Annotated in this window: 21 protein-coding genes and 4 tRNA genes; 13 read left to right on the top strand and 12 right to left on the bottom strand. The window is 71.0% G+C overall.

The features are described 5' to 3' along the window. Positions 1–38 precede the first annotated feature (38 nt). A tRNA-Asp gene (locus P8A18_RS17855) sits at positions 39–113 on the top strand. 139 nt (positions 114–252) lie between these two features. Continuing rightward, complete coding sequence (locus P8A18_RS17850) at positions 253–552, top strand: DUF6274 family protein (RefSeq protein WP_306055832.1); 300 nt, start codon at positions 253–255, stop codon at positions 550–552. Between the two features lie 543 nt (positions 553–1,095). Here P8A18_RS17850 and bldC read toward each other — a convergent pair. Both bldC and P8A18_RS17840 read right to left on the bottom strand, forming a co-directional pair. Continuing rightward, positions 1,096–1,302 carry a developmental transcriptional regulator BldC gene (gene bldC / locus P8A18_RS17845; RefSeq protein WP_003949541.1) on the bottom strand — a complete coding sequence of 69 codons (207 nt, stop codon included), beginning with the start codon at positions 1,300–1,302 and terminating at the stop codon, positions 1,096–1,098. 513 nt (positions 1,303–1,815) lie between these two features. Next, on the bottom strand, positions 1,816–2,661 hold the full coding sequence (locus tag P8A18_RS17840; RefSeq protein WP_306055831.1) for a DUF8083 family protein: 846 nt from the start codon (positions 2,659–2,661) through the stop codon (positions 1,816–1,818). A 178-nt stretch (positions 2,662–2,839) separates the two neighbouring features. Between P8A18_RS17840 and P8A18_RS17835 the strand changes: the two genes are divergently transcribed. Then, a complete protein-coding gene (locus P8A18_RS17835; protein WP_306055829.1) occupies positions 2,840–3,931 on the top strand; it encodes a Leu/Phe/Val dehydrogenase in 1,092 nt (363 codons plus the stop codon). A gap of 321 nt (positions 3,932–4,252) precedes the next feature. Then, positions 4,253–4,510, top strand: a complete 258-nt coding sequence (locus P8A18_RS17830) for a DUF3073 domain-containing protein (RefSeq protein WP_018554122.1) — start codon at positions 4,253–4,255, stop codon at positions 4,508–4,510. A gap of 161 nt (positions 4,511–4,671) precedes the next feature. Here the strand turns inward: P8A18_RS17830 and purM are convergent, their stop codons facing one another. From purM to P8A18_RS17805, 5 genes are all read right to left on the bottom strand, one after another. Beyond that, positions 4,672–5,745, bottom strand: coding sequence for a phosphoribosylformylglycinamidine cyclo-ligase (purM, locus tag P8A18_RS17825; RefSeq protein ID WP_306055828.1), 1,074 nt, complete (start codon positions 5,743–5,745; stop codon positions 4,672–4,674). Between the two features lie 60 nt (positions 5,746–5,805). Then, on the bottom strand, positions 5,806–7,332 hold the full coding sequence (purF, locus tag P8A18_RS17820) for an amidophosphoribosyltransferase (protein WP_306055826.1): 1,527 nt from the start codon (positions 7,330–7,332) through the stop codon (positions 5,806–5,808). A 453-nt stretch (positions 7,333–7,785) separates the two neighbouring features. Further along, entirely contained in the window at positions 7,786–8,652 is an 867-nt protein-coding gene (locus tag P8A18_RS17815; protein WP_306055825.1) for an META domain-containing protein, read from the bottom strand. A 67-nt stretch (positions 8,653–8,719) separates the two neighbouring features. Beyond that, complete coding sequence (locus P8A18_RS17810) at positions 8,720–9,520, bottom strand: maleylpyruvate isomerase family mycothiol-dependent enzyme (RefSeq protein WP_306055824.1); 801 nt, start codon at positions 9,518–9,520, stop codon at positions 8,720–8,722. Between the two features lie 280 nt (positions 9,521–9,800). Beyond that, positions 9,801–10,439 (bottom strand): TetR/AcrR family transcriptional regulator, encoded by a 639-nt coding sequence (locus P8A18_RS17805; RefSeq protein WP_306055823.1) that lies wholly within the window; start codon positions 10,437–10,439, stop codon positions 9,801–9,803. Positions 10,440–10,564: 125 nt separating this feature from the next. Between P8A18_RS17805 and P8A18_RS17800 the strand changes: the two genes are divergently transcribed. Then, positions 10,565–12,097, top strand: a complete 1,533-nt coding sequence (locus P8A18_RS17800; protein WP_306055822.1) for an MFS transporter — start codon at positions 10,565–10,567, stop codon at positions 12,095–12,097. Between the two features lie 104 nt (positions 12,098–12,201). Here the strand turns inward: P8A18_RS17800 and purL are convergent, their stop codons facing one another. The 3 genes from purL to purS are packed head-to-tail and all read right to left on the bottom strand — an operon-like array spanning position 12,202 to position 15,385. Beyond that, positions 12,202–14,451: a phosphoribosylformylglycinamidine synthase subunit PurL gene (gene purL / locus P8A18_RS17795; protein ID WP_306055821.1), complete on the bottom strand. Its 2,250-nt coding sequence runs from the start codon at positions 14,449–14,451 to the stop codon at positions 12,202–12,204. Next, on the bottom strand, positions 14,448–15,128 hold the full coding sequence (gene purQ, locus P8A18_RS17790; protein ID WP_306055820.1) for a phosphoribosylformylglycinamidine synthase subunit PurQ: 681 nt from the start codon (positions 15,126–15,128) through the stop codon (positions 14,448–14,450). The genes purL and purQ overlap by 4 nt, the downstream gene beginning before the upstream one ends. Beyond that, on the bottom strand, positions 15,125–15,385 hold the full coding sequence (purS, locus tag P8A18_RS17785; RefSeq protein WP_306055819.1) for a phosphoribosylformylglycinamidine synthase subunit PurS: 261 nt from the start codon (positions 15,383–15,385) through the stop codon (positions 15,125–15,127). Before purS ends, purQ begins: the two co-directional genes overlap by 4 nt. 384 nt (positions 15,386–15,769) lie before the next feature. Between purS and P8A18_RS17780 the strand changes: the two genes are divergently transcribed. The 8 genes from P8A18_RS17780 (at position 15,770) to P8A18_RS17745 (ending at position 20,774) form a co-directional block, all read left to right on the top strand. After that, positions 15,770–16,105: a histone-like nucleoid-structuring protein Lsr2 gene (locus P8A18_RS17780; protein ID WP_306055818.1), complete on the top strand. Its 336-nt coding sequence runs from the start codon at positions 15,770–15,772 to the stop codon at positions 16,103–16,105. Between the two features lie 189 nt (positions 16,106–16,294). Next, positions 16,295–16,366, top strand: a tRNA-Gly gene (locus P8A18_RS17775). Between the two features lie 80 nt (positions 16,367–16,446). Beyond that, positions 16,447–16,519 (top strand) — tRNA-Gly (locus P8A18_RS17770). A gap of 313 nt (positions 16,520–16,832) precedes the next feature. Then, positions 16,833–17,777, top strand: a complete 945-nt coding sequence (locus P8A18_RS17765) for an ABC transporter ATP-binding protein (protein WP_306055817.1) — start codon at positions 16,833–16,835, stop codon at positions 17,775–17,777. Next, a complete protein-coding gene (locus P8A18_RS17760; protein ID WP_306055815.1) occupies positions 17,774–18,583 on the top strand; it encodes an ABC transporter permease in 810 nt (269 codons plus the stop codon). The genes P8A18_RS17765 and P8A18_RS17760 overlap by 4 nt, the downstream gene beginning before the upstream one ends. Positions 18,584–18,601: 18 nt before the next feature. Further along, positions 18,602–20,071: a sensor histidine kinase gene (locus tag P8A18_RS17755; RefSeq protein WP_306060971.1), complete on the top strand. Its 1,470-nt coding sequence runs from the start codon at positions 18,602–18,604 to the stop codon at positions 20,069–20,071. After that, positions 20,068–20,679, top strand: coding sequence for a response regulator transcription factor (locus P8A18_RS17750; RefSeq protein ID WP_306055814.1), 612 nt, complete (start codon positions 20,068–20,070; stop codon positions 20,677–20,679). The genes P8A18_RS17755 and P8A18_RS17750 overlap by 4 nt, the downstream gene beginning before the upstream one ends. A 22-nt stretch (positions 20,680–20,701) precedes the next feature. Continuing rightward, positions 20,702–20,774, top strand: a tRNA-Gly gene (locus tag P8A18_RS17745). A gap of 55 nt (positions 20,775–20,829) precedes the next feature. Here the strand turns inward: P8A18_RS17745 and P8A18_RS17740 are convergent. Further along, on the bottom strand, positions 20,830–21,744 hold the full coding sequence (locus tag P8A18_RS17740) for a phosphoribosylaminoimidazolesuccinocarboxamide synthase (RefSeq protein ID WP_306055813.1): 915 nt from the start codon (positions 21,742–21,744) through the stop codon (positions 20,830–20,832). A 115-nt stretch (positions 21,745–21,859) separates the two neighbouring features. Next, on the bottom strand, positions 21,860–23,323 hold the full coding sequence (locus P8A18_RS17735) for a N,N-dimethylformamidase beta subunit family domain-containing protein (protein WP_306060969.1): 1,464 nt from the start codon (positions 23,321–23,323) through the stop codon (positions 21,860–21,862). Positions 23,324–23,337: the final 14 nt, after the last annotated feature.

Raw genomic sequence — 23,337 nt, 5'->3', positions numbered from 1 at the left:
TGTCTTCGCAGCAGGCCGCAAGGCAGCCGCGAAAACCTGGTCCTGTGGAGCAGTTAGGAGTGCTCGCCACCCTGTCAAGGTGGAGGCCGCGGGTTCAAATCCCGTCAGGACCGCAGTGCCGAAAGCCCGGATCCCCTGGATCCGGGCTTTCGCGCGTCTTGACTCCGGTGTGCGCCGACGAGTAGTCAGAACCCAGGGGCTGTCCCGGGATTCCCGGAGCGGGGCGGCGCGCATCCACCGGGAGGTGGCGCGATGGGGGCATCCACGGGCAAGGGGTACCGCGAGCCGGCGCAGGGCCGCGGCAGGGCGCCCCGGCACGAGATACGCGCGCTGCTGCGCGCGCACCTGGCGGCCGCCTCCGGCTACCGCCACCTCACCCGGCACTGCGCGGTCTGCGCCCGGCTGCTGCGGCTCGCCATGGAGCCCGTGGCGGCTCCACCGGGCGGCCGGGCGGCCGATGAGCCCTCCCGGGCGCCCGAGCCGCCCGCGGAGCGCCGCAGGGCCGCTTTACGGGCCTCGCGAGCCGGGGACGTAAGTCCTCCCACGACGTGACCTTCGGCGCGACCGTCGGCTTCCTCACAGTGGCAGGCTCGTAGTTGGCAACACCCATGCGGTGTGACGGGTGTCACTGAATCAGTTTTGAGAAGGGGTGACTTTACACCCTTCCTACAACTGGCGAATTTAATATGTGCAATTGCACCTCTCGGGAGGACCCCCGCCGAACCCGCCCGAAGCAGCCCCGACGCCCTTCCCGACGCCCGCCCACCGGGCCGCGGAGCGGTGCGGCACGGGGTGCGACACGGGGTGCGCCACAGGCGCGGGAGCACTCCCGCGCAGGCCCGCGCAGGCCCGCGCAGGGGCCGGCCGACACCCGCATACGGACGCGACTCGGGCACGGGCGGGCACCGAATCGGGCAACGGCGGGCACAAAAAAATCGCGCTGGACCCGGCGGAGTCCAGCGCGATCGGATGACATGACCCGTATGGCACAGGTATGGCGCCCGTTGGGGCGGGCGCCCGTCATATGGAGCTATGGGTGAGCAAGTGGGTTGGGGGACCCAAAAGCCCAGGTGCGGCGCGGCGACAGGGGGTTTGTCAGGCCTCGCTGCGCTGCTGCGGAATACCCGCAAGCAGTGCGCGGACCTCTGCCTCGCGGTACCGGCGATGTCCACCGAGCGTGCGGATGGACGTGAGCTTGCCAGCCTTCGCCCAACGGGTAACCGTCTTCGGGTCCACGCGGAACATCGTGGCAACCTCAGCCGGGGTCAGCAGCGGCTCGGCATCAGGGGTGCGAGCGGTCATGAGCGGCCTCCTCGGGAGAACCGAACCATCTCGGTTCTTTCCTCTAAATTCTGCACCTTGACCCGCGTTGCCCGAAATGGCGGACGCGGGCCGAGTCGGTTATAGGACGAACGGCTTGTCCTCGGCACTACAACTACACCATCCGTCCAGCCACGTCGGCCAAACCGATGGAATTGCCCTCCCAGGTGTTCATCAGCGACGGAAAGCCGATGGACCATGCCATAGCGGACAGTCACACCCCCGTGACGATCAGTCACAGAGCGATCAGGGGTCACCAGACCCCCCATAGCGTGCAATGCTGAAGCAATCCGCCCAGACATGGACGGATGGAGTCCTCCCCGGACTCCTTGTCCTATTTTGGCACGAGGAGTAGGGAAGGGCGCAAGGGCCCCGTAAGTGCTATCCGTCACGGTTGAGGCAAAGGCCCGGTTCGGGACGTAGGTCCTGACGCCCCTGGAGAAGCTTCCGCCCCTTCACCCTCACGTGTCACACGCGAAGCAGGTTCATCGCCGATCAGTTGGCGAACTGACGGTCCCTTACGGCTCGCCAGCGCTCCGCGAGACGCGCGTACGCCTCGGCCGCCCTCTCGGCGTCCCCCGCGCGCAGCGCCGCGATGCCCTCGGCCACATCGGCGGCGCTGCGGTCCTCCGCGAGCTGCCGCTCCGGCAGCGCGTGCACGAGCCCGCCGTAGTCCAGCTCGACCAGCGCGCGCGGATGGAACTCCTCCAGCCACCGCCCGACGTCCACCAGGCCCGCGGTCAGCGGCCCCTCGTCCATCGTCTCCCGCAGCGTCCTCAGCGACCTGGCCAGCCGGCGCCGCGCCTGGACCATCGGCGTGCGGTACCGGAACACGGGCGGCTCCCCGTCCCGCCCGGCCGTGACATGCTCGCGCTCCTCGTCCGTGAACAGCACGAACCAGCGCACCGGCACCTGCCACACCGCCGTCCTGATCCACGGCCGGGCGTCCGGATTGCGCCGCGCCCACCGCTCGTGGTCGGCGAGGACCTGGCCCCGCACCACCGGCGGCAGCACCGCGTCGAGCACCGGCCCGGGAAACAGGTCCGCCAGCCCGTCCAGGGCCAGCCACCCGCGCAGCCGGGTCCGCCACGGGCAGACGCACACCACGCCGTCCGCCTCCGCGACGAAGGCGTCCGCGCTCTCGTGGACGGGCACTCCGGCGGGCGGGGTCGCCGCCAAGTCCGCCAGCGAACGGCGCAGTTCGTCCTGGGCCGTGGGGATCCGGTCCCGGGCCGCGTAGCGGGCCCAGTGCGCGCGCTCGGCCTCCGGGAAGGCCGCCAGTGGCTCGTAGACCCGGAGGTAGGACGCGTAAGGGACGAGCACCGAAGACACCACCGACATGCGGTGATCGTGTCACGCCTGTCCCCCGGTAGGGGGTGATCCTGGGCACTGGAACAGATCTACGTCCGCGTAGGACTTACCCTCTTGCCCATCGGGCCGTCCGTGGCGGTCGGCCCGGTGGGCCCTCCCCACCTTCAGGAGGGACCTTCCCGCCGCTTCGTACTTGGGAGTCACCACAGTGACCGATGTGACCGGCGTGCCTGTCGATGTCCTGCACACCCTGTTCCACTCGGACCAGGGCGGACACGAACAAGTCGTCCTCTGCCAGGACCGTGCCAGCGGCCTCAAGGCCGTCATCGCGCTCCACTCCACCGCCCTGGGCCCGGCCCTCGGCGGCACCCGCTTCTACCCGTACGCCTCCGAGGCGGAGGCCGTCGCCGACGCGCTGAACCTCGCGCGCGGAATGTCGTACAAGAACGCCCTGGCCGGCCTCGACCACGGGGGCGGCAAGGCCGTCATCATCGGCGACCCGGAGCAGCTCAAGAGCGAGGAACTGCTCCTTGCCTACGGCCGGTTCGTGGCCTCGCTCGGTGGCCGTTACGTGACGGCCTGCGACGTCGGCACCTATGTCGCCGACATGGACGTGGTGGCCCGCGAGTGCCGCTGGACCACCGGCCGCTCCCCCGAGAACGGCGGCGCGGGCGACTCCTCCGTGCTCACCGCGTTCGGCGTCTTCCAGGGCATGCGCGCCTCCGCCCAGCACCTGTGGGGCGACCCGACGCTGCGTGGCCGAAAAGTGGGGGTCGCCGGAGTCGGCAAGGTCGGCCACCACCTCGTCGAGCACCTGCTCGCGGACGGCGCCGACGTCGTGATCACCGATGTGCGGGACGAGTCCGTGCGCCGGATCACCGAGAAGCACCCCGAGGTCGCCGTCGCGGCGGACACCGAGGCGCTCATCCGCACCGAGGGCCTGGACATCTACGCCCCGTGCGCGCTGGGCGGCGCCCTCAACGACGACAGCGTGCCGGTGCTCACCGCGAAGGTGGTGTGCGGTGCGGCCAACAACCAGCTCGCGCACCCGGGCGTCGAGAAGGACCTCGCGGACCGCGCGATCCTGTACGCGCCCGACTACGTGGTGAACGCGGGCGGTGTCATCCAGGTCGCCGACGAGCTGAACGGGTTCGACTTCGACCGGTGCAAGGCCAAGGCCACGAAGATCTTCGACACCACGCTGGCCATATTCGCACGTGCGAAGGCTGATGGGATTCCGCCGGCCGCCGCCGCCGACCGGATCGCCGAGCAGCGGATGGCCGAGGCCCGCCGCCGCTGATCCGTACGGGCCCCCGGGCCGCCGGCTCCGGCCGGCGGCCCGCTTTCGCGCGCGCCGGCGGCCGGCCGGGGAGACAAGACTCACTCCGGTCGGCGGGTCGCCTGCCGATAAGAGGTTAAAATCGCAGTTGACCAGCGAGGACGGGGCTCCTCGCGGGTCCTCTTCCGGGGCACGTGATGCGGGCGGCGTACCGTATGGCCGCGGAAGCAGGTACCGTTAAAGCTCTACAGGCACGGTCTCTCTGCCGAGAGTCCGTCCTGAAACATGAACGCGTGTCAAGACTCTGGGGCCGTCGAGCCCCGTCACCGAGGGGGTCGAGCCATGGGGCGCGGCCGGGCAAAGGCCAAGCAGACCAAGGTCGCCCGCCAGCTGAAGTACAGCACCGGCGGGACTGACCTGTCGCGTTTGGCCAATGAGCTGGGCGCATCGCCTTCGAGTCAGCCACCGAACGCAGAGCCGTTCGAGGACGACGACGAGGAAGATGACCCGTACGCACAGTACGCGGATCTCTACAACGACGACGAGGACGAGGACGGGGACCAGCAGTCCGGTCCGTCGTCCAAGCGCCGCGGCGCTTGACCTCGCACTGACACATCGACCCGGTCCGGGCCTGTCCCGGACCGGGTTCTGTGCTGCCCCGATCCGGAGCCGACGAGGCGGCCGGTGACCGGGCGGGCCCGAGGGCCCACCCGGTGTTCCGTGCGTCTCCCGGTGGTGCGGAAGCGACGGCCGGTCCCCACTCAGCGTGCGTACGCGCCCACGAGCTCAGCGCCCGTCGTGTGTGCGCCCCGGTCGGTGATCTCGCCGGCGACCCAGGAGTTGACGCCGCGGTCGGCCAGGGTCGTCAGCGCGGCGTCCACCGATTCGGCGGGGACGATCGCGATCATGCCGACGCCCATGTTGAGCGTCTTCTCCAGCTCCAGCTGCTCGACCTGACCGGCCTTGCCGACAAGGTCGAAGACGGCGCCAGGGGCCCAGGTGGAGCGGTCCACCGTGGCGTGCAGGGCGTCTGGGACGACGCGTGCCAGGTTGTTGGCCAGACCACCGCCGGTGACGTGGCTGAAGCCGTGCACCTCGGTCGTACGGGTGAGCGCGAGGCAGTCCAGCGAGTAGATCCGGGTGGGCTCCAGAAGCTCCTCGCCGAGCGTCCGGCCGAACTCCTCGACCTGTCGGTCCAGCGTCCAGCCGGCCCGGTCGAAGACCACGTGGCGGACGAGCGAGTACCCGTTGGAGTGAAGACCGGAGGACGCCATGGCGATCACGACGTCACCCTTGCGGATGCGGTCGGGGCCCAGCAGACGGTCGGCCTCGACCACGCCCGTGCCGGCGCCGGCCACGTCGAAGTCGTCCGCTCCCAGCAGACCCGGGTGCTCGGCGGTCTCCCCGCCGACCAGGGCGCAGCCGGCCAGCACACAGCCCTCGGCGATGCCCTTGACGATGGCCGCGACACGCTCGGGGTGCACCTTGCCGACGCAGATGTAGTCGGTCATGAACAGCGGCTCGGCGCCGCAGACGACGAGGTCGTCCACGACCATGCCGACGAGGTCGTGGCCGATGGTGTCGTACACGCCCATCTGGCGGGCGAGGTCGACCTTGGTGCCGACGCCGTCCGTGGCGGAGGCGAGGAGCGGACGCTCGTAGCGCTTGAGCGCCGAGGCGTCGAAGAGGCCGGCGAAGCCGCCGAGACCGCCGAGTCCTGCGACCTCGGGGCGCTGCGTCTTCTTCACCCACTCCTTCATCAGCTCGACGGCGCGGTCGCCGGCCTCGATGTCGACGCCCGCTGCCGCGTAGGAAGCACCTGTTGTCTCAGACATTGCCTGGGATCTTTCGTGTGGAAATACGGGGCTGGGGGAAGGGCTGCCGGGCGGTCCGGGTCACGGACGGCGCAGCGCGTCGGCCGCGGCCGTCGCCGCAGGGCCTGCCGCCAGCTCGGTCTCCAGCAGCTGCTTGCCGAGCAGCTCCGGGTCGGGAAGCTCCATCGGGTACTCACCGTCGAAGCAGGCGCGGCACAGGTTCGGCTTGTCGATCGTCGTGGCCTCGATCATCGAGTCGATCGAGATGTACGCGAGCGAGTCGGCGCCCATGGAGGTGCCGATCTCCTCGACGGACATGCCGTTGGCGATCAGCTCGGCGCGGGTCGCGAAGTCGATGCCGAAGAAGCAGGGCCACTTCACGGGCGGGGACGAGATCCGGATGTGGATCTCGGCCGCACCGGCCTCGCGGAGCATCCGGACCAGTGCGCGCTGGGTGTTGCCGCGGACGATCGAGTCGTCGACGACCACCAGGCGCTTGCCCTTGATGACTTCCTTGAGGGGGTTCAGCTTGAGGCGGATACCGAGCTGGCGAATCGTCTGGGACGGCTGGATGAAGGTCCGGCCGACGTAGGCGTTCTTCACCAGGCCGGCGCCGAACGGAATCCCGCTGGCCTCCGCGTAGCCGATGGCCGCGGGGGTGCCGGACTCCGGCGTCGCTATGACCAGATCGGCCTCGACGGGGGCCTCGACGGCCAGCCTGCGGCCCATCTCCACACGGGAGAGGTACACGTTGCGGCCGGCGATGTCGGTGTCGGGGCGGGCCAGGTAGACGTACTCGAAGACGCAGCCCTTGGGCTTCGCTTCCGCGAATCGGGAGGTGCGCAGACCGTTCTCGTCCACGGCGATCATCTCGCCCGGCTCGATTTCGCGGACGAAGCTGGCACCGCAGATGTCGAGGGCGGCCGACTCCGAAGCGACCACCCAGCCGCGCTCCAGGCGGCCGAGGACCAGCGGGCGGATGCCCTGCGGGTCACGGGCGGCGTAGAGCGTGTGCTCGTCCATGAAGACGAGGGAGAAGGCGCCCCGCACCTCGGGAAGCACCTTGGCGGCGGCCTCCTCGATGGTGAGCGGCTTGCCGTCCTCGTCGGTCTGGCCCGCGAGCAGGGCGGTCACCAGGTCGGTGTCGTTGGTCGCGGCGACCTGGGTGGCGCGGCCGTCCTTGCGCGGGAGGTCGGCGACCATCTCCGCGAGCTGGGCCGTGTTGACCAGATTGCCGTTGTGACCCAGGGCGATCGAGCCGTGCGCGGTCGCACGGAACGTCGGCTGCGCGTTCTCCCACACCGAGGCACCGGTGGTGGAGTAGCGGGCATGACCGACCGCGATATGGCCCTGGAGCGATCCCAGGGAGGTTTCGTCGAAGACCTGCGAGACCAGTCCCATGTCCTTGAAGACCAGGATCTGGGACCCGTTGCTCACTGCGATGCCCGCGGACTCCTGTCCACGGTGCTGCAGGGCATACAGTCCGAAATAGGTGAGCTTGGCGACCTCTTCGCCCGGAGCCCAGACACCGAAGACGCCGCAAGCGTCCTGGGGGCCTTTCTCTCCGGGGAGCAGGTCGTGGTTGAGTCGTCCATCACCACGAGGCACGCCACCGAGTGTAGGGGAGATCGACCACTGGTCCGAATTGGGGACGCCGCGCCGAACCGGCCCGGAAGTGCCCCCGGAACCCGCTCCCCGGACCGTCGGAGCGGTCACCCGCAGTGATCGCCACCCGGTCCGGGTCTACGCGCGGCAACCGCCGCAGGGCAGGCGACACCCGGATCACCGGCCGGTTGCCGACAGGTTCCGGCCATCCGGCCGAGGGCATCAGCGGGCCCGTTCGTGGCGCTGTGTGAGGCGGCTCGCGGCGGCCGTGCGGGCAGGGCCCGAACGGTCGTTTCGTGGCGAGCCTCACACCGCCGCCGCCCGGTATGCGGCTTCTCGGGGCCGGCGGCCGGTAGCGGCCGGGCCCAGTCGGGCCCGGTCGGGCCCGATCCACCGGACCGGTCTCGGCCGTTCCCCTCAGCCGTTCCCCTCACCCCTTCCCCTCAGCCGTTCCCTTCAGCCGTTCCCCTCGGCCGCCGAGGCGCCGATCCCCTTGTCGCCGCCCTGAGTGGTGAGGGTCAGCGTGCGCTGGTCGATGGCGAAGGTCGTGCTGGTCCCGTCGAGCACCTCGCGTACGGCGTGCTCCAGCCGCATGTCGGGGTCCGGGCACGTCTTCCGGGTGGCGGTGAGCGGGCCGAAGGTGATCGTGGAGCCGGAGACCTCTGCCGTGGTCCGGAAGGTGTTGCAGCCGAGGGTGCCGTGGACCGTGCCGTCCCGGCCGAAGGTGATCCGCGCCCCGCCCTCCGTGCCGCTGGGTACGGACGAGGCGGTGGTGCCGGTGACCAGCGTGGTGACCCGCCAGTCGGTGCCCGCGAGCGGGACCGGGCGGCTCGCGGTGAGGGTGATGGTGTCGCCCTTCGCGGTGGTCAGAGTGACCGCCTTGTCCTTCACGGTGACGGTGAGCCTGCCCTTGAAGGCGTCGGCCAGGAGGGATTCGAAGCGCTGGACGGCCGGTTCGCAGCCCATAGCGGTGGTCATACCCTGCTCGACGGTGAGGGTGTCGCCGTCGAGCCGCACCTGCGCGGTGAACCGGTTGCAGCCGTAACTGCCGCCGGCCCTGCCCTTCGTGTCGATCTCCAGGTGCGCGCCGGCCGGGGCCTTGGTGCGCCGCCCGTCGACCGTCAGCGCGTCGACGTTCCACCGCATACCGGTGAGGGACTCGGCCGGCTGTGCGGAGCCGCTGTCACCTGCGGGGGCGGCCCGTGAGGAGCCCGCGCCGGTCCCGTCGGCCGACTCAGTGCCGCAGGCGGTGAGGGCGAGCAGGGCCAGGAGGCCGACGGCCAGGTGCCGTCGCCGCGTGGAGGGCTGCGTGGAGAGCTGCATGCCGGTGAGACGGCGGGCACGGGCGATCCGGTTCCCCTGCCGGGCCGCCGGAACCGGAACCGGCCCGTCAGCCCATGAGGGGCAGCAGGGCGGACAGGTCGGCCCGCTCGCCGCTGGCCCCGACCTTCGCCGCGTCGACCTCCCGCTCCCACCGCGTACGCCCGGTCGCCAGCCGTATCCAGGTCAGCGGGTCGGTCTCCACGACGTTGGGCGGGGTGCCCCGGGTGTGGCGCGGGCCCTCGACGCACTGCACCACGGCGAACGGCGGGACCCGCACCTCGACCGAGCCGCCGGGCGCCTTCTCCGCCAGCGCGTCGGCGAGCAGCCGGGTGCACGCGGCGAGCGCCTGCCGGTCGTACGGGATGGAGAGCCCGGTCGCCTCGTTGAGGTCGTAGGTGTGGACGACCAGCTCCACGGTGCGGGTGACCAGGAAGTCGCCGAGGCGCATCGCTCCGACCCTGGTCGCCAGCAGCCGGTCCTCGGACGCGGCCGGCACCAGCGCCTCGAAGCGGGCGGCGACCTCCGCGTACAGCGTGTCCAGGTCCGGGGCGTCCACGGCGCGCGCGGCGGTGTCGTCCGCTATGCGCGGGGCGCGCTCCGCCGTGGTGAACGGCCACCGCGCGAGGGAGACCTCGGGCCTGGCCAGGGGCGGGGCGGGGAGCTCCAGGGTCCGGCTGACGTGCGAGAGCGCCATGGTGATGTGGGCGGCCAGCTCGCGCACCGTCCAGTCCCCGAGGCCGCTCGGGGAGGCGAGCTGCCGCGGGGTCAGGGTGCGGACGGCTTCCCGTACGCGCGCGAACTGGGCCAGGACCGCGGTGCGGGTCCTGACCGGGTCGTAGCGACGGGGGCGCTTCTGCGAGGGCGGCATGGTGAGGAGCCTACGGCGCGGCACTGACAGGACAGTCGGAACGAGAAGGGGGCGGGGAGGGAGCTTGGGGCTGGGGCAGGGCCCGCGGGCTCGGAACGCGGGTTGGGCCCGCGGGCCGGGGACGCGGGCTCGGGACGCGGGTTGGGGACGCGGGCCGGGGACGCGGGCTCGGGACGCGGGTTGGGGACGCGGGTTGGGCCCACGGGCCGGCGACGCGGGCTCGGGATGCGGGCCGGCGACGCGCGGCTGCGGGCGGCCCGGTCGCCGGGTGCCCCGCCCGTCAGGCCCGGGTCGCGTAGTCGCCGAGGCCCGTCTCCAGCAGGTCGAAGGCCCGGCCGGCGAGCCTGACGGCGTCCGCCGCGATCGCGTCGGCCGATTCACCGGCCAGCAGGCGCCGGTGGTTCTCGGTGATCAGCGCGTTGTGGGCGCCGAGTACCTGGGAGGCGACGACGAGGGCGATGGCCGGCTCCTCGCCCTCCTCGATCAGGGCGTCGGTGAGTTCGTCGAGGGTGCCGACGAAGAAGGCGTGGGCGCGGGTGAGCAGCACCGGTGTCTGCTGGATGAGCCGGATGAGACCGAGCGCCACCTCGTGGTCGCTCATGCCCACCGAGGGGTCCCGGCGCTCGACGGCCTCCAGGAAGTGCCGGCGCATGGCCGCGACCACGGATTCGCCCGGCGCGCGGTCCCGCACGATCCGGGCGGCGTCGCCGACGTGCTCCTCCATCGGCGCGAAGACCAGGTCTTCCTTGCTGTCGAAGTAGTTGAAGACGGTCATCTTCGACACGTTGGCCGCTTCGGCGATCTCCGCGACCGAGACCTGGTCGAAGCCGCGCTCGCCGAAGAGCTTCGTGGCCTCCGCCAGCAGACGACGTCGCGTCTCGATCTTCTTGCGCTCGCGCAGGCCCATCCCCTCGGTCATGACCTCACTGTACCAGGATGAAAATTAATCCCAGGCGAAAACTTGACTCGGTACATGATTGTCTGGACAGTGGGACTCCACGCAGCGGCGGGGAGCCCGCGCCGCTCAGGAGGGGGAGCCCTGCCATGCCCGAATCGAAGACCGCGACCGTGCCTCCACAGGCGGCCGTCACCGAGCGGCCGGCCACCGACCGCCGCGTCACCGTCGCCGTCGCACTCTGCATCGTCACGATCCTGCTGGCCGTGCTGGACTCGAACATCGTGTCCTCGGCGACCGTGCCGATCGTCCGCGATCTCGACCCCGCCCACGGTGTCGACCGGATCCCGTGGCTGATCGCCGCCTACCAGCTCGCCGCGACCGCCGCGCTGCCGCTGTACGGGAAGCTCTGCGACACCCTCGGCTCGAAAACCGTCTTCATCGGGGCGCTCGCCACCTTCCTCACCGGTTCGGCACTGTGCGGAATGGCCCAGTCCATGGGCGGGCTGATCGCCGCGCGCGCCTTCCAGGGCATCGGCGGCGGCGGGCTGATGAGCGTGACCATGGTCGTCCTGCACGAGCTGGGTTCCGCGGCGCGGGCGAACGACGGCGGGGCCGGGCCCGGTCCGAAGCGCGGCGACTCGAAGGGCAGCCTGGGCGGGATCATCGCCGGCGCGGGCATGGCGCTCGGACCCTGGCTGGGCGGCGCCCTCGCCGACCACGCCGGATGGCGGTGGATCTTCTACGTCAATCTGCCTGTCGGCATCGCCGTCCTGGCCGGCGCGGCCGTCGTGGTGAGGCTCCCCGTACGCACCACCCGCCACCGCATCGACTTCCTCGGCGCCGGCCTGGCCGCCGCCTTCTCGACCGCCCTGCTCCTGGTCACCGAGTGGGGCGGCGGACGTTACGCCTGGACCTCGCCCACCGTCGTGGGCCTGGCCGTGGCCGCCGTCGCCGCGCTGGTCCTGTTCCTGTGGCGCCAGGCCACGGCCGCCGAACCGATCCTGCCCCTTTCCCTCTTCGGCCTCCGGCCGATGCGCTACGGCTTCGCGATCCAGGGCCTGGTCGGTGTCGCGATGATGGGGTCGATCGTCTACGTGATGATCTACCTCCAGGTCGTACGGGGTGTCGCGGCGACCTCGGCCGGGCTCTTCCTGGTCCCGATGGCCATCGGCATGACCGTCGTCGGCCTCGTCTCGGGCCGCCTCGTCGCGACAGGCTGGTCGCAGAAGACCTTCGTCGTCAGCGGCACGGTCTTCGCCTCGGCCGCCCTCGCCGTCCTCACCACGCTCGGCACGGACACCGGGCTGTGGACGGTGCGCGGCGCGATGCTCCTGATGGGGATCGGCTTCGGGCAGCTCATCGGCCAGCTCATCCAGCTGGTCCAGGAGGCCGCCCCGCCGAGTCAGCTGGGCGTGGCGACCACCGGCGTCCGGTTCTTCCAGACCCTCGGCACCGCGCTCGGGGCCTCCGTCTTCGGAGCCGTACTCAGCAGGGCCTACGCGGCCAAGGGCCCCGGCGGGACGACCAGCGACATCGGCGGGCTCACGGGCGCGGCCCGGCGCCAGGCCCTGGACGCCTTCGCCTCATCGGCCGACGTCGTCTTCGCCTGCGCCACCGGAGTGATGGTCCTCGCCCTGATCCTGTCCACCCGGCTCCCGGGCGCCCGTAGGAAGGCCTGACCGCTCCCGTACGGCACGGCCCGGTATTTCCCGTACGCACATCGCAAAGGCCCCCGACCGGTCGGACCGGTCGGGGGCCTCGGCATGGGCGAACTGCCCGCGGGCTACGCCAGCAGCGCGGGGATCGTGTCCTCGTGCGCCGTACGCAGCTCACTCAGCGGGATGGAGAACTCGCCCTGGACCTCGATCTCGTCGCCGTCCACGACACCGATGCGGGTCACGGGCAGACCGCGCGCCCCGCACATGTCGTTGAACCGCAGCTCCTCGCTGCGGGGCACCGAGACGACCGCGCGGCCCGCGGACTCCGAGAACAGCAGCGTGAACGCGTCCAGGCCGTCCGGCACGACCAGCCGGGCGCCGTTCCCGCCACGCAGGCAGGACTCGGTGACCGCCTGGATCAGACCGCCGTCGGACAGGTCGTGCGCCGCGTCGATCATGCCGTCGCGGGAGGCCGAGATCAGGATCTCGGCGAGCAGCTTCTCGCGGCCCAGGTCCACCTTGGGCGGCAGGCCACCGAGGTGCTGGTGGACGACCTCGGACCAGGCCGAACCGCCGAACTCCTCGCCCGTGTCGCCCAGCAGGTAGAGGAGCTGGCCCTCTTCCGCGAAGGCGACCGGCGTGCGCCGCGTGACGTCGTCGATCACACCGAGCACGGCCACGACCGGCGTCGGGTGGATCGCCGTGTCACCGGTCTGGTTGTACAGCGAGACGTTGCCGCCGGTGACCGGGGTGCCCAGCTCCAGGCAGCCGTCCGCGAGACCGCGGGTGGCCTCGGCGAACTGCCACATGACGTCCGGGTCCTCGGGCGAACCGAAGTTCAGGCAGTCCGAGATGGCGAGCGGCTTGGCGCCGGAGGCGGCGACGTTGCGGTACGACTCCGCCAGCGCGAGCTGCGCCCCGGTGTACGGGTCGAGCTTCGCGTACCGGCCGTTGCCGTCGGTCGCCATGGCCACGCCGAGGTTGGACTCCTCGTCGATGCGGACCATGCCGGCGTCCTCGGGCATCGCGAGCACGGTGTTGCCCTGCACGAACCGGTCGTACTGGTCCGTGATCCAGGACTTCGACGCCTGGTTCGGCGAGGACACCAGCTTGAGGACCTGCTCGCGCAGCTCGGCGCCGTTCGCCGGGCGGGCCAGCTTGCCCGCGTCGTCGGCCTGGAGCGCGTCCTGCCAGGAGGGGCGGGCGTACGGGCGGTGGTAGGTCGGGCCCTCGTGGGCGACGGACCGCGGCGGCACGTCCACGATCTGCTCGCCGTGCCAGAAGATCTCCAGCTGCGAGCCCTCGGTCACCTCACCGATGACGGTGGCGATGACGTCCCACTTCTCGCAGATCTCCAGGAAGCGGTCCACGTGCTGCGGCTCGACGATCGCGCACATGCGCTCCTGCGACTCGCTCATGAGGATTTCCTCGGGCGAGAGGGAGGAGTCGCGCAGCGGCACGGTGTCCAGCTCGACGCGCATGCCGCCGGAGCCCGCGGAGGCCAGCTCGGACGTGGCGCAGGAGAGCCCGGCGCCGCCGAGGTCCTGGATGCCCGCGACGAGCTTCTCCTTGAAGATCTCCAGGGTGCACTCGATGAGGAGCTTCTCCTGGAACGGGTCGCCGACCTGGACGGCGGGGCGCTTGGCCGGGCCGGTCGACTCGAAGGTCTCCGAGGCCAGCACCGAGACGCCGCCGATGCCGTCGCCACCGGTCCGGGCGCCGTACAGGATGACCTTGTTGCCGGGGCCGGACGCCTGCGCGAGGTGGATGTCCTCGTGCTTCATCACGCCGATGCAGCCGGCGTTGACGAGCGGGTTGCCCTGGTAGCAGGCGTCGAAGACGACCTCGCCGCCGATGTTCGGCAGGCCCAGGCAGTTGCCGTAGCCGCCGATGCCCGCGACGACGCCCGGCAGGACGCGCTTGGTGTCCGGGTGGTCGGCCGCGCCGAAGCGCAGCGGGTCGACGACCGCGACCGGGCGGGCGCCCATGGCGAGGATGTCGCGGACGATGCCGCCGACGCCGGTCGCCGCGCCCTGGTAGGGCTCGATGTACGAGGGGTGGTTGTGCGACTCGACCTTGAAGGTGACCGCGTACCCCTGGCCGACGTCGACCACACCGGCGTTCTCACCGATGCCGACGAGCATGGCGTCGTTGGCCGGGACCTTCTCGCCGAACTGCTTGAGGTGGACCTTGCTGCTCTTGTACGAGCAGTGCTCCGACCACATCACCGAGTACATGGCGAGCTCGGCGCCGGTGGGACGGCGGCCCAGGATCTCGCGGATGCGGGTGTACTCGTCCTCCTTGAGGCCGAGTTCCTTCCAGGGCTGCTCGGTGTCCGGGGTTTCGGCCGCGTGCTTGACCGTGTCCAGGCTCATGCGTTGACCAGCTTCTTGATGATCGAGGTGAAGAAACCGAGACCGTCGGTGCGACCGGTGCCGATCAGCGGCTCCACGGCGTGCTCCGGGTGCGGCATCAGGCCGACGACGTTGCCCGCGGCGTTGGTGATGCCGGCGATGTCGCGCAGTGAGCCGTTGGGGTTGCGGCCCACGTAGCGGAAGGCGACGCGGCCCTCGGCCTCCAGCTCGTCGAGCGTGTGCTCGTCGGCGGTGTAGCGGCCGTCCATGTTCTTGAGCGGTACGGAGATCTCCTGGCCCGCGGAGTAGTCCGAGGTCCAGGCGGTCTCCGCGTTCTCGACGCGCAGGGTCTGGTCGCGGCAGATGAAGTGCAGGTGGTTGTTGCGCAGCATCGCGCCGGGCAGCAGATGCGCCTCGGTCAGGATCTGGAAGCCGTTGCAGATGCCGAGGACCGGCATGCCCGCCCTCGCCTGCTCGATCACCGTCTCCATGACCGGCGAGAACCGGGAGATGGCTCCGGCGCGCAGGTAGTCGCCGTAGGAGAAACCGCCCGCGAGAATGACCGCGTCGACCTGGTGCAGGTCCTTGTCGCGGTGCCACAGCGATACGGGTTCGGCGCCCGCGACCCGTACGGCCCTAAGGGCGTCCTGGTCGTCGAGCGTGCCCGGAAAGGTGACGACTCCGATACGAGCAGTCACTTCGACTCCTCGGCGTTCTCCACCTTGACGGTGAAGTCCTCGATCACGGTGTTGGCGAGGAAGGTCTCCGCCAGCTCGTGAATACGGGCGAGGGCGGCGTTGTCGACCGGCCCCTCGACCTGCAGCTCGAAACGCTTTCCCTGACGTACGTCCGCGATTCCCTCGAAGCCGAGACGGGGCAGTGCGCGCTGCACCGCCTGTCCCTGCGGGTCGAGGATCTCGGGCTTGAGCATGACGTCGACTACGACGCGTGCCACTGGCACTCCCGGTGTGGTGGTGTGGTGCGGCTGTTTCTCCGGGGGGTTCCCCAGACCCCCGCGGGTCCACTCAGCGTACCTGCCCGGAAATTCTACGCGGGTAGATATCAAACGGGGCAGATCACGCCGAGATATCGACCGATCACCGGCCACGAAAATCCCGCGAAACAAATGATCGCGGGCGGCACACATAGCGGGCGGACACGCGCAGGTAATTGGGCGGGCTTCACAATGCGGCACCAGTCGCTGTACAAATGATTACCAGGGAAAGCAGCATTGTCCCCGCGACACCGACAACAGTCGGGCCGCATCCGCGCTCACAGCCGGAAGGCAGGCATCGACGCATGTCAGACGCGTCGACGCCGTAGGAAAGGACCGATATCCGTGGCGCAGCGCGTAGTGGTCACACTCTCCGACGACATCGACGGGGGAACAGCGGCGGAAACGGTCTCCTTCGCCCTCGACGGGAAGTCGTACGAGATCGACCTCAATCCGTCCAACGCAAAGAAACTGCGCAAAGCCCTGGCCCCGTACATGGCGGCCGGTCGTAAGCAGACAAATGCCAGCAAACGCGGCAAGGTTCCCGTCTCGTACCGGCACACCTCGCTCGCACCCGACCCCGCGGCGGTGCGCGCCTGGGCGCGCTCGCACCGGATGGACGTGCCGACCCGGGGCCGGATTCCCAAGAGCGTCTACGAGGCGTTCCAGGAAGCCAGTTGATCCTGCGCCCGGACCGGCGGGCGGGCCGGCCGACCGCGCCGGACCCGCGCGGCGGACGCGCCCGACGCCCCGTCAGGGTGGCGCCGGGCGACGCCTCGCGGGAGCCGACTTGCGCGACACCCCCGCAGGTCGGCTAGAGTCTGGAGCACGCCGAAGGGCAAGGCCGAAAAGCCGAACCCCAAGCAGCGTGCGGGTGTAGTTCAGTAGCAGAACATCCCCCTTCCAGGGGGAAGGCGCAGTGTGCAATTCCTGTCACCCGCTCTGCATCGCTCTTCACGACCACTCCGGTGGATCGGGTAGAGCGATGCTCGCTCCACCGGTGAAAGCCGAGTGGTTGCAATGCGGACGTAGCTCAGTTGGTAGAGCGCAACCTTGCCAAGGTTGAGGTCGCCAGTTCGAACCTGGTCGTCCGCTCGCATATCGAAGGCCCCGGTCGATTTCGACCGGGGCTTTCGTCATGCCGAGATCCTCTTCGTCTCCTTCTTCGTACCTGAGTCTTCGCCGTACCTGGATCTTCGCCGTACCTGGACTTCGCCGTACCGGCAGTCCTCCTCGCTTCGGGGGTCTTGCTCGTACAGGGAGCCCTGGTCGTATTTCGGCGCTTCCGCTTCTTCGGCGCGTCACCAGGGGCTTTCCCGGCCCGCTTCGCGCCACCCATGACGTTTGTCATGGGTGGTGGTGACAGCGCGCACTGCCGTCGGCCGTCCGGCGGAGGAAACCTTGAGACATGACCAGCGACGACATGTCCCGTGAGTGCGTGATCCAGGCGGATGACGTCCGGCGCAGTTACGCCGGCGGCTTCGAGGCCGTGACCGGCGTCTCCTTCAGCGTGGCGCGCGGCGAGCTGTTCGCCCTGCTCGGCACGAACGGCGCCGGAAAGACCTCCACCGTCGAGCTTCTGGAGGGCCTCGCCCGCCCCGACGCCGGCACGGTCCGGGTGCTGGGCCACGATCCGTACGCCGAGCGCTCCCGGGTCCGCCCACGGATAGGCGTGATGCTCCAGGAGGGCGGCTTCCCGTCCGACCTCTCGGTGGCCGAGACGGTGCGGATGTGGGCGGGCTGCACCAGCGGCGCCCGTCCGACCGGCGAGGCCCTGGAGCTGGTCGGGCTCGGCCACCGGGCCCGCGTCCGCGTCAAACAGCTCTCCGGCGGCGAGCGGCGGCGGCTGGACCTGGCGCTCGCCCTGCTCGGCCGGCCCGAGGTGCTCTTCCTGGACGAGCCGACCACCGGTCTCGACGCCGAGGGCCGGCGCGACACCTGGGAGCTGGTGCGCCGCCTCCAGGAGGACGGCATCACCGTGCTGCTCACCACGCATTACCTGGAGGAGGCCGAGGCCCTCGCCGACCGGCTGGCGATCATGCACCGCGGCCGGATCGTGACCGCGGGCACCACCGCCGAGGTGACGGCCGCCCGCCCCGCCCGCATCCGCTTCGAGCTGCCCCACGGCATACCCGCGGCGCGGCTGCCCCTGGAGCTCCGCGCCGCCGCCGACGGCCCTCGGATCGAGATCCGCACGCACCGGCTCCAGGAGTCCCTGACCGAACTGCTGCGCTGGGCCGCGGAGTCCGACGTTCCGCTGCTGGCGCTCGACGCCCGGTCCGCCTCGCTCGAAGAGGCGTTCCTCGACATCGCGAAATCCGCCGCCCAGACCGAAGAGGTGCCTGTTCCATGACGACCGCGACCACCGCCGCACCGGCCACGGAGCCCAGCACGGGGACCACGGCCCGGACCCGCCTGACGGCTCTCGGGCGGGCCGAGCTGACGCTGCTCGCCCGCAACCGCACGGCGATCTTCGTCGCGCTGTTGATGCCGGCGGCCATGATCATGGCTATGAAGTCGACCTTCGAGCAGGTGGACCTCAAGAGCACCGGGATGACCGTGGCCGGGGCGGCGCTCGTCGGCGGCATCGGGACGGTGCTGCTCCAGGCCGTCTACATGAACCTGGTCGCCGCGTACGTGGCACGGCGGGAGGAGCTGGTCCTGAAGCGGCTGCGCACTGGCGAGGTCACCGACGGGGAGATCCTCGCGGGCACCGCCCTGCCGGCGGGCGCGCTGGCCCTGGCACAGAGCCTGGTGATCGTCTTCGCCGGTACGGCCTTCTTCGGACTCGGCGCGCCCGAGCACCCCGGACTGCTCCTCGCGGGCCTGCTGTTGGGCGTGGTGCTGCTGACAGCTCTGGCCGCGGTCAGCTCCGTGATCACACGCACCGTGCAGACCGCCCAGCTGACGACCCTGCCGCTGTTCCTCGTCTCGATGATGGGCTCCGGCTTCTTCGTCCCACTGGAGATATTCCCCGACCGGCTGGCGACCTTCTGCGAACTCCTGCCGCTGACCGGGGTGATGACCCTGATCCGGGCCGGCTGGCTCGGCGGACCGGGAGGCACGGAGGTGCTCGGGGCGGCGCTGGCGGGGTTGGTCTGGACGGCGGTGGGCGTGTTTGCTGTGCAGCGGTGGTTCCGCTGGGATCCGCGACGCTGACAGGGAGGACGGGCCGTGATGCGCCTTCGGGGCTGGCACCGCAGCTGGCAGGAGCGCGGCAAGATGGAGCGGATAGACCAGTACTCGCGGTTCACCATCTGCGCGATGCCCTGGCTCTTCACCCTGGCCTGGCAGGGGGCTCCCTTCGACCACGACATCCGGCACGAGCCGCTGCCGCTGGCGCTGGGGGTGGCGCTGCTCCTGGTCAGCGTGGCGCAGTGCGTGCTGAGCAACCGCAATCTGTCCGTGGCCTACGAGCACTACCTCGGGACGTCGGTCTTCCCCGGGCGGCGGCTGCTCGCCCCCGTGGTGCTCATGCTCCTGGCCGTCGGGCTGCTGGCGACGCTGACCGGCGTGGACGGGGTGCACGGATCGGGGCTGCTGCTCATGGCGCTGAACGCCCCGATGGCACTCGTGATCACGCGCGTGCTCCTGGTCCCGGTCCGGCGGTTCGTCATCGAGTCGCTCTGCCTCACCCTCCTGACGACCGGGGCGCTCGCCGCTTCCGGACTGCGGGGCGGCACCCTGGCCGGCGTGGTGCCCTGCACCCTGTTCGGCTGCGTGCTGGTCCTGATCTCGGTACGGCCGAGCGCCTGGAGCATGAGCGTGATGTGGCAGGCGGAGCAGGCCCGGGACATACAGGCCAGGCTCGCCGTGGCCGAGGAGCGGCTGCGGTTCGGGCGCGACATGCACGACGTGATGGGCCGCAACCTCGCGGTGATCGCGCTCAAGAGCGAGCTGGCGGTGGAGCTGGCGCAGCGCGGCAGGCCGGAGGCGGTGGATCAGATGGTCGAGGTGCAGCGGATAGCGCGCGCCTCGCAGCAGGAGGTGCGCGATGTGGTGCGCGGTTACCGGGAGGCCAGCCTGATCACGGAACTGGCCGGGGCCCAGGGGGTGCTGAGCGCGGCCGGAATCGAGTGCGTGGTGAGCGACGGCACCGGGGAGCGGCTGCCCGCGCCCGTGCAGGCGGCGCTCGGCTGGGTGGTCCGCGAGGCGGCGACCAACGTGCTGCGGCACGGCGACCCCCGGCGCTGCGTGATCCGGCTGGAGACCACCGCGGACACCGCCGTGCTGCACGTGGAGAACGACGGGGTGACGGCACAGTCGCCGTCGACGGCACAGCCGACGGCGGCTGCGCCCGCCGCTCAGGGCTCCGGGCTGGCCGGCCTCCGCGAGCGGCTGGGCGCGCTCGACGGCTCACTGGAGGCGGGGCCCGCACAGGGCGGGCTGTTCCGGCTGACGGCGACCGTCCCGCTGGGCGACCGGGAGGAGGCCAATGGCACCGACGACTTGGCCGGACGCTCCCGGGGCGGGGGCGGGGAGACCGTGCCCGGGGCGCGGGTTCTCGGGGCGCGGGCTCCCGGGACGACGGCGCCCGGGGCTGGGGATCCCGGGCCGACGGCGCCCGGGGCTGGGCGGCCGGGCTCCGTGGTGAGTCCCGGTGTGATGGTGGGTCCGGGGCCGGGCCTTGTGGAAGGACGACAATGACCGCGGTACGGGTGCTGCTCGCCGACGACGAGCATCTGATCCGGGGCGCGCTCGCCGCCCTCCTCGCGCTGGAGGACGACCTCGTGGTGGTCGCGGAGGCGGCGACGGGCCCGGAGGCGCTCGCCATGGCCCGCGCGCACCGCCCCGATGTGGCGGTGCTGGACCTGGACATGCCGGGGGCGGACGGTGTGAGCGTAGCCACATCGCTGCGGGCCGAGCTGCCGGACTGCCGGACGATGATCGTGACCAGTCACGGCCGTCCCGGGCACCTCAAGCGGGCGCTCGCGGCGGGGGTGCGGGCGTTCGTGCCGAAGACGGTGAGCGCCCGCCAGCTGGCCGGGATCATCCGTACCGTGCACGCCGGAAACCGTTATGTGGACCCGGAGTTGGCGGCGGACGCGATCTCCGCGGGGGACTCCCCGCTGACCGTGCGCGAGACCGAGGTGCTGGAGCTGGCGGCGGACGGGGCGCCCGTCTCGGAGATCGCCGACCGGGCGTCGCTGTCGCAGGGGACCGTGCGCAACTACCTCTCGGCGGCGGCCTCGAAGCTCGGGGCGGAGAACCGCCATGCGGCGGTGCGTCTCGCGCGGGAGCGGGGTTGGGTATAGTAGTCCTCGCGCTTCGGCGCTTGCGGACGTAGCTCAGTTGGTAGAGCGCAACCTTGCCAAGGTTGAGGTCGCCAGTTCGAACCTGGTCGTCCGCTCTGTTCAGCAAGAAGCCCCCGGCCTTTCGGCCGGGGGCTTCTTCGTGTGCGGGGGCTACTTCCAGGGCGTGCCGGTGAGGAGTTCGTACGCCTCGATGTACTTGGCGCGGGTCGCGTCCACGATCTCCTGGGGCAGCGCCGGCGGGGGCTGCTCGCTCCCGCGGTCCCAGCCGGAGGCCGGCGAGGTCAGCCAGTCGCGTACGAACTGCTTGTCGTACGACGGCTGGGCGTGGCCCGGCTCCCAGGAGGCGGCAGGCCAGAAGCGGGAGGAGTCCGGGGTCAGCACCTCGTCGGCGATGATCAGTTCCTCGCCGCCGTCGGCGGTGGGCGCGAAGCCGAACTCGAACTTGGTGTCCGCGAGGATGATCCCGCGCTCGCGTGCGATGTCGCGGGCCCGGCCGTAGACGTCCAGGGTCGTCCGGCGCAGCAGGGCGGCCGTCTCGGTGCCGACCTGGTGGGCCACCTCCTCGTAGCTCACGTTCTCGTCGTGGTCACCGACGGCCGCCTTGGTGGCGGGGGTGAAGATGGCGCCCGGGAGCTCGGAGCCGTCCACGAGGCCGTCGGGGAGGGCGAGGCCGCAGACCGTGCGGGACTCGTTGTACTCGGTGAGGCCGGAGCCCGTCAGGTAGCCGCGGGCCACGCACTCGACCGGGACCATCCGCAGCGACTTGCAGATCATGGTGCGGCCGGCCCAGTCGTCGGGGGCCCCGGCGGGCACCTCGGTCGACAGGACGTGGTTGGGCACGAGGTCGGCGAGCTGGTCGAACCACCACATCGAGAGGCGGGTCAGGACACGGCCCTTGTCCGGGATCTCGGTCGGCAGCACCCAGTCGTAGGCGGACATCCGGTCGCTGGCGACCATGACGAGGTCACCGGCCTCGTTCCGGTACAGGTCGCGCACCTTGCCGGTGTGCAGGTGGGTGAGTCCCGGTACCTGCACGGGCTCGGGCTTTTCTACAAATCCGGACACGCTGCCTCCGCGTAGGTTGTTCCAGGAACCGTTCCGATTGTCCCGTATCCGGGTGCGGACGGCTGCGGAGGGGTGCCGGACCGGACGCCCCGGGAGCGGGTGGGGAGTCCGTGGTTCAGGCGCGCTTGCAGATGCGGTCGAGGAGGTTGGCGGTGGCCCGCTGGATGCGGGGGTCCACATGGCCGGGGCGGTCCAGGGCCGGCGACCAGGCGAAGGTGCCGGAGGCGAAGACGAGTGCGCCGGACGGGGCCCGGTACAGGGACGTCTCCTGGTGGCGCGTCGCCCCCTCGCTGTCCTGGTACGGGGAGTGGGCGAGCAGGATGCGGTTGTCGTGCTCGGGCAGCGTGGTGCGCGGGAAGTAGCGGTCGGCCTCGCCCGCGACCAGGCCGTCGATCTCGTCGCCCTCACCGGCGCCGGTCGCGTCCCACAGCCAGTGCTCCGCGTTCCGCACGACGAGCGGGTGCGGTTCTGGCACCCGGCCCGCGTACTGGATGCCGAGCAGCTGCTGTTCGGGACGGTCGATCTCGCGCCAGAGGGCGGGCTTGCCGGGGCCGCGGCGCTTGCGGCAGGTGAGCAGCCGGTCCGGGACGCCGGACGCCGAAGGCCCGAGGCTGACCTGCCAGTACATGGTGTTGGCGGAGAGGTAGACCAGCGAGGTGCCGTTGTCGCGGGCACGCTCGGCGGTGCGGCGCATGGGCACCGACCAGTACTCGTCGTGGCCGGGGAAGACCAGGCCCCGGTAGCGCGTGGGGTCGACCCGGCCCGCGTGCAGGTCGCGGGTGTCGGCGTAGGCGAGGTCGTAGCCGTAGCGCTCGGCCCAGCGGATGAAGTCGTAGGCGTGTCCGACGTGCAGCGGGAGGCCCGCGCCCGCGTAGGGGCGGTCGAAGGAGACGGTGACCGCCGCGTCCTCCTCCCCCAGCAGCCGGCCCTCCTCGTCCCACGCGTGGTAGAGACTGGCGCCGGTCCGGCCGTCCTCCGGGTAGAGGTTGTACGCCTGCCACGTGATGTCCGGGAGGACCAGCAGCAGGTCGGCCGGGTGGTCGTCGCGGACGGTGAACGGGATGTGCGACCGGTGGCCGTCGAGCGTGGTGAGCACGGCGACGTACGCGCCGATCGACCAGTAGGACGGGATCTGGAGCCGCCAGGACTGCCACCAGTGGTGGCAGGAGACGGTGCGGTCGGCGGTGAGGGGCGGCGGCTGAACGATGCCGGACAGGCGCGGGCTTGTGGTGATCTTGGCCGCGCCGTCGCCGCCGTAGTGGCCGATCCGGTAGACGTCCACGGTGAACTGCTGGGGCGGGTCCACCGTGATGTGGAAGTCGATCGCCTCTCCGGGGGCGGCCGCTCCGGTGGAGGCGAAGCCCTTGATCTGCCGGCGCACGTCGTCGGCGGTACGCGTGCCGCCGTCGGTGGAACCACGGGGCAGCGTGGGGTCCGCGTACCAGGGGACGACCTGGCCGGTGTCGTCGAAGTAGTTCTCACTGCCGCGCAGCCAGGGCAGCGGCCCCTGGCCGAAAGGATCGGTCACGGCATGCGCCAGGGCACCCGATTCCCACCGACGGATCTGTTCCGCCCCCATCACGCTCCCCCTCC

Origin of the sequence: Streptomyces sp. Mut1, from assembly GCF_030719295.1 — a bacterium.
In the GTDB taxonomy this organism is placed as follows: Bacteria; Actinomycetota; Actinomycetes; order Streptomycetales; family Streptomycetaceae; genus Streptomyces; species Streptomyces castrisilvae.
This window is presented reverse-complemented; position numbering and strand designations above follow the sequence as displayed.

Excerpts from the sequence above, each read along its gene's own strand:
- P8A18_RS17850 (WP_306055832.1), top strand. The coding sequence starts at position 253 with ATGGGGGCATCCACGGGCAAGGGGTACCGCGAGCCGGCGCAGGGCCGC.
- bldC (WP_003949541.1), bottom strand. The coding sequence starts at position 1,302 with ATGACCGCTCGCACCCCTGATGCCGAGCCGCTGCTGACCCCGGCTGAG.
- P8A18_RS17840 (WP_306055831.1), bottom strand. The coding sequence starts at position 2,661 with ATGTCGGTGGTGTCTTCGGTGCTCGTCCCTTACGCGTCCTACCTCCGG.
- P8A18_RS17830 (WP_018554122.1), top strand. The coding sequence starts at position 4,253 with ATGGGGCGCGGCCGGGCAAAGGCCAAGCAGACCAAGGTCGCCCGCCAG.
- purM (WP_306055828.1), bottom strand. The coding sequence starts at position 5,745 with ATGTCTGAGACAACAGGTGCTTCCTACGCGGCAGCGGGCGTCGACATC.
- P8A18_RS17815 (WP_306055825.1), bottom strand. The coding sequence starts at position 8,652 with ATGCAGCTCTCCACGCAGCCCTCCACGCGGCGACGGCACCTGGCCGTC.
- P8A18_RS17810 (WP_306055824.1), bottom strand. The coding sequence starts at position 9,520 with ATGCCGCCCTCGCAGAAGCGCCCCCGTCGCTACGACCCGGTCAGGACC.
- P8A18_RS17805 (WP_306055823.1), bottom strand. The coding sequence starts at position 10,439 with ATGACCGAGGGGATGGGCCTGCGCGAGCGCAAGAAGATCGAGACGCGA.
- P8A18_RS17800 (WP_306055822.1), top strand. The coding sequence starts at position 10,565 with ATGCCCGAATCGAAGACCGCGACCGTGCCTCCACAGGCGGCCGTCACC.
- purL (WP_306055821.1), bottom strand. The coding sequence starts at position 14,451 with ATGAGCCTGGACACGGTCAAGCACGCGGCCGAAACCCCGGACACCGAG.
- P8A18_RS17765 (WP_306055817.1), top strand. The coding sequence starts at position 16,833 with ATGACCAGCGACGACATGTCCCGTGAGTGCGTGATCCAGGCGGATGAC.
- P8A18_RS17760 (WP_306055815.1), top strand. The coding sequence starts at position 17,774 with ATGACGACCGCGACCACCGCCGCACCGGCCACGGAGCCCAGCACGGGG.
- P8A18_RS17755 (WP_306060971.1), top strand. The coding sequence starts at position 18,602 with ATGCGCCTTCGGGGCTGGCACCGCAGCTGGCAGGAGCGCGGCAAGATG.
- P8A18_RS17750 (WP_306055814.1), top strand. The coding sequence starts at position 20,068 with ATGACCGCGGTACGGGTGCTGCTCGCCGACGACGAGCATCTGATCCGG.
- P8A18_RS17735 (WP_306060969.1), bottom strand. The coding sequence starts at position 23,323 with ATGGGGGCGGAACAGATCCGTCGGTGGGAATCGGGTGCCCTGGCGCAT.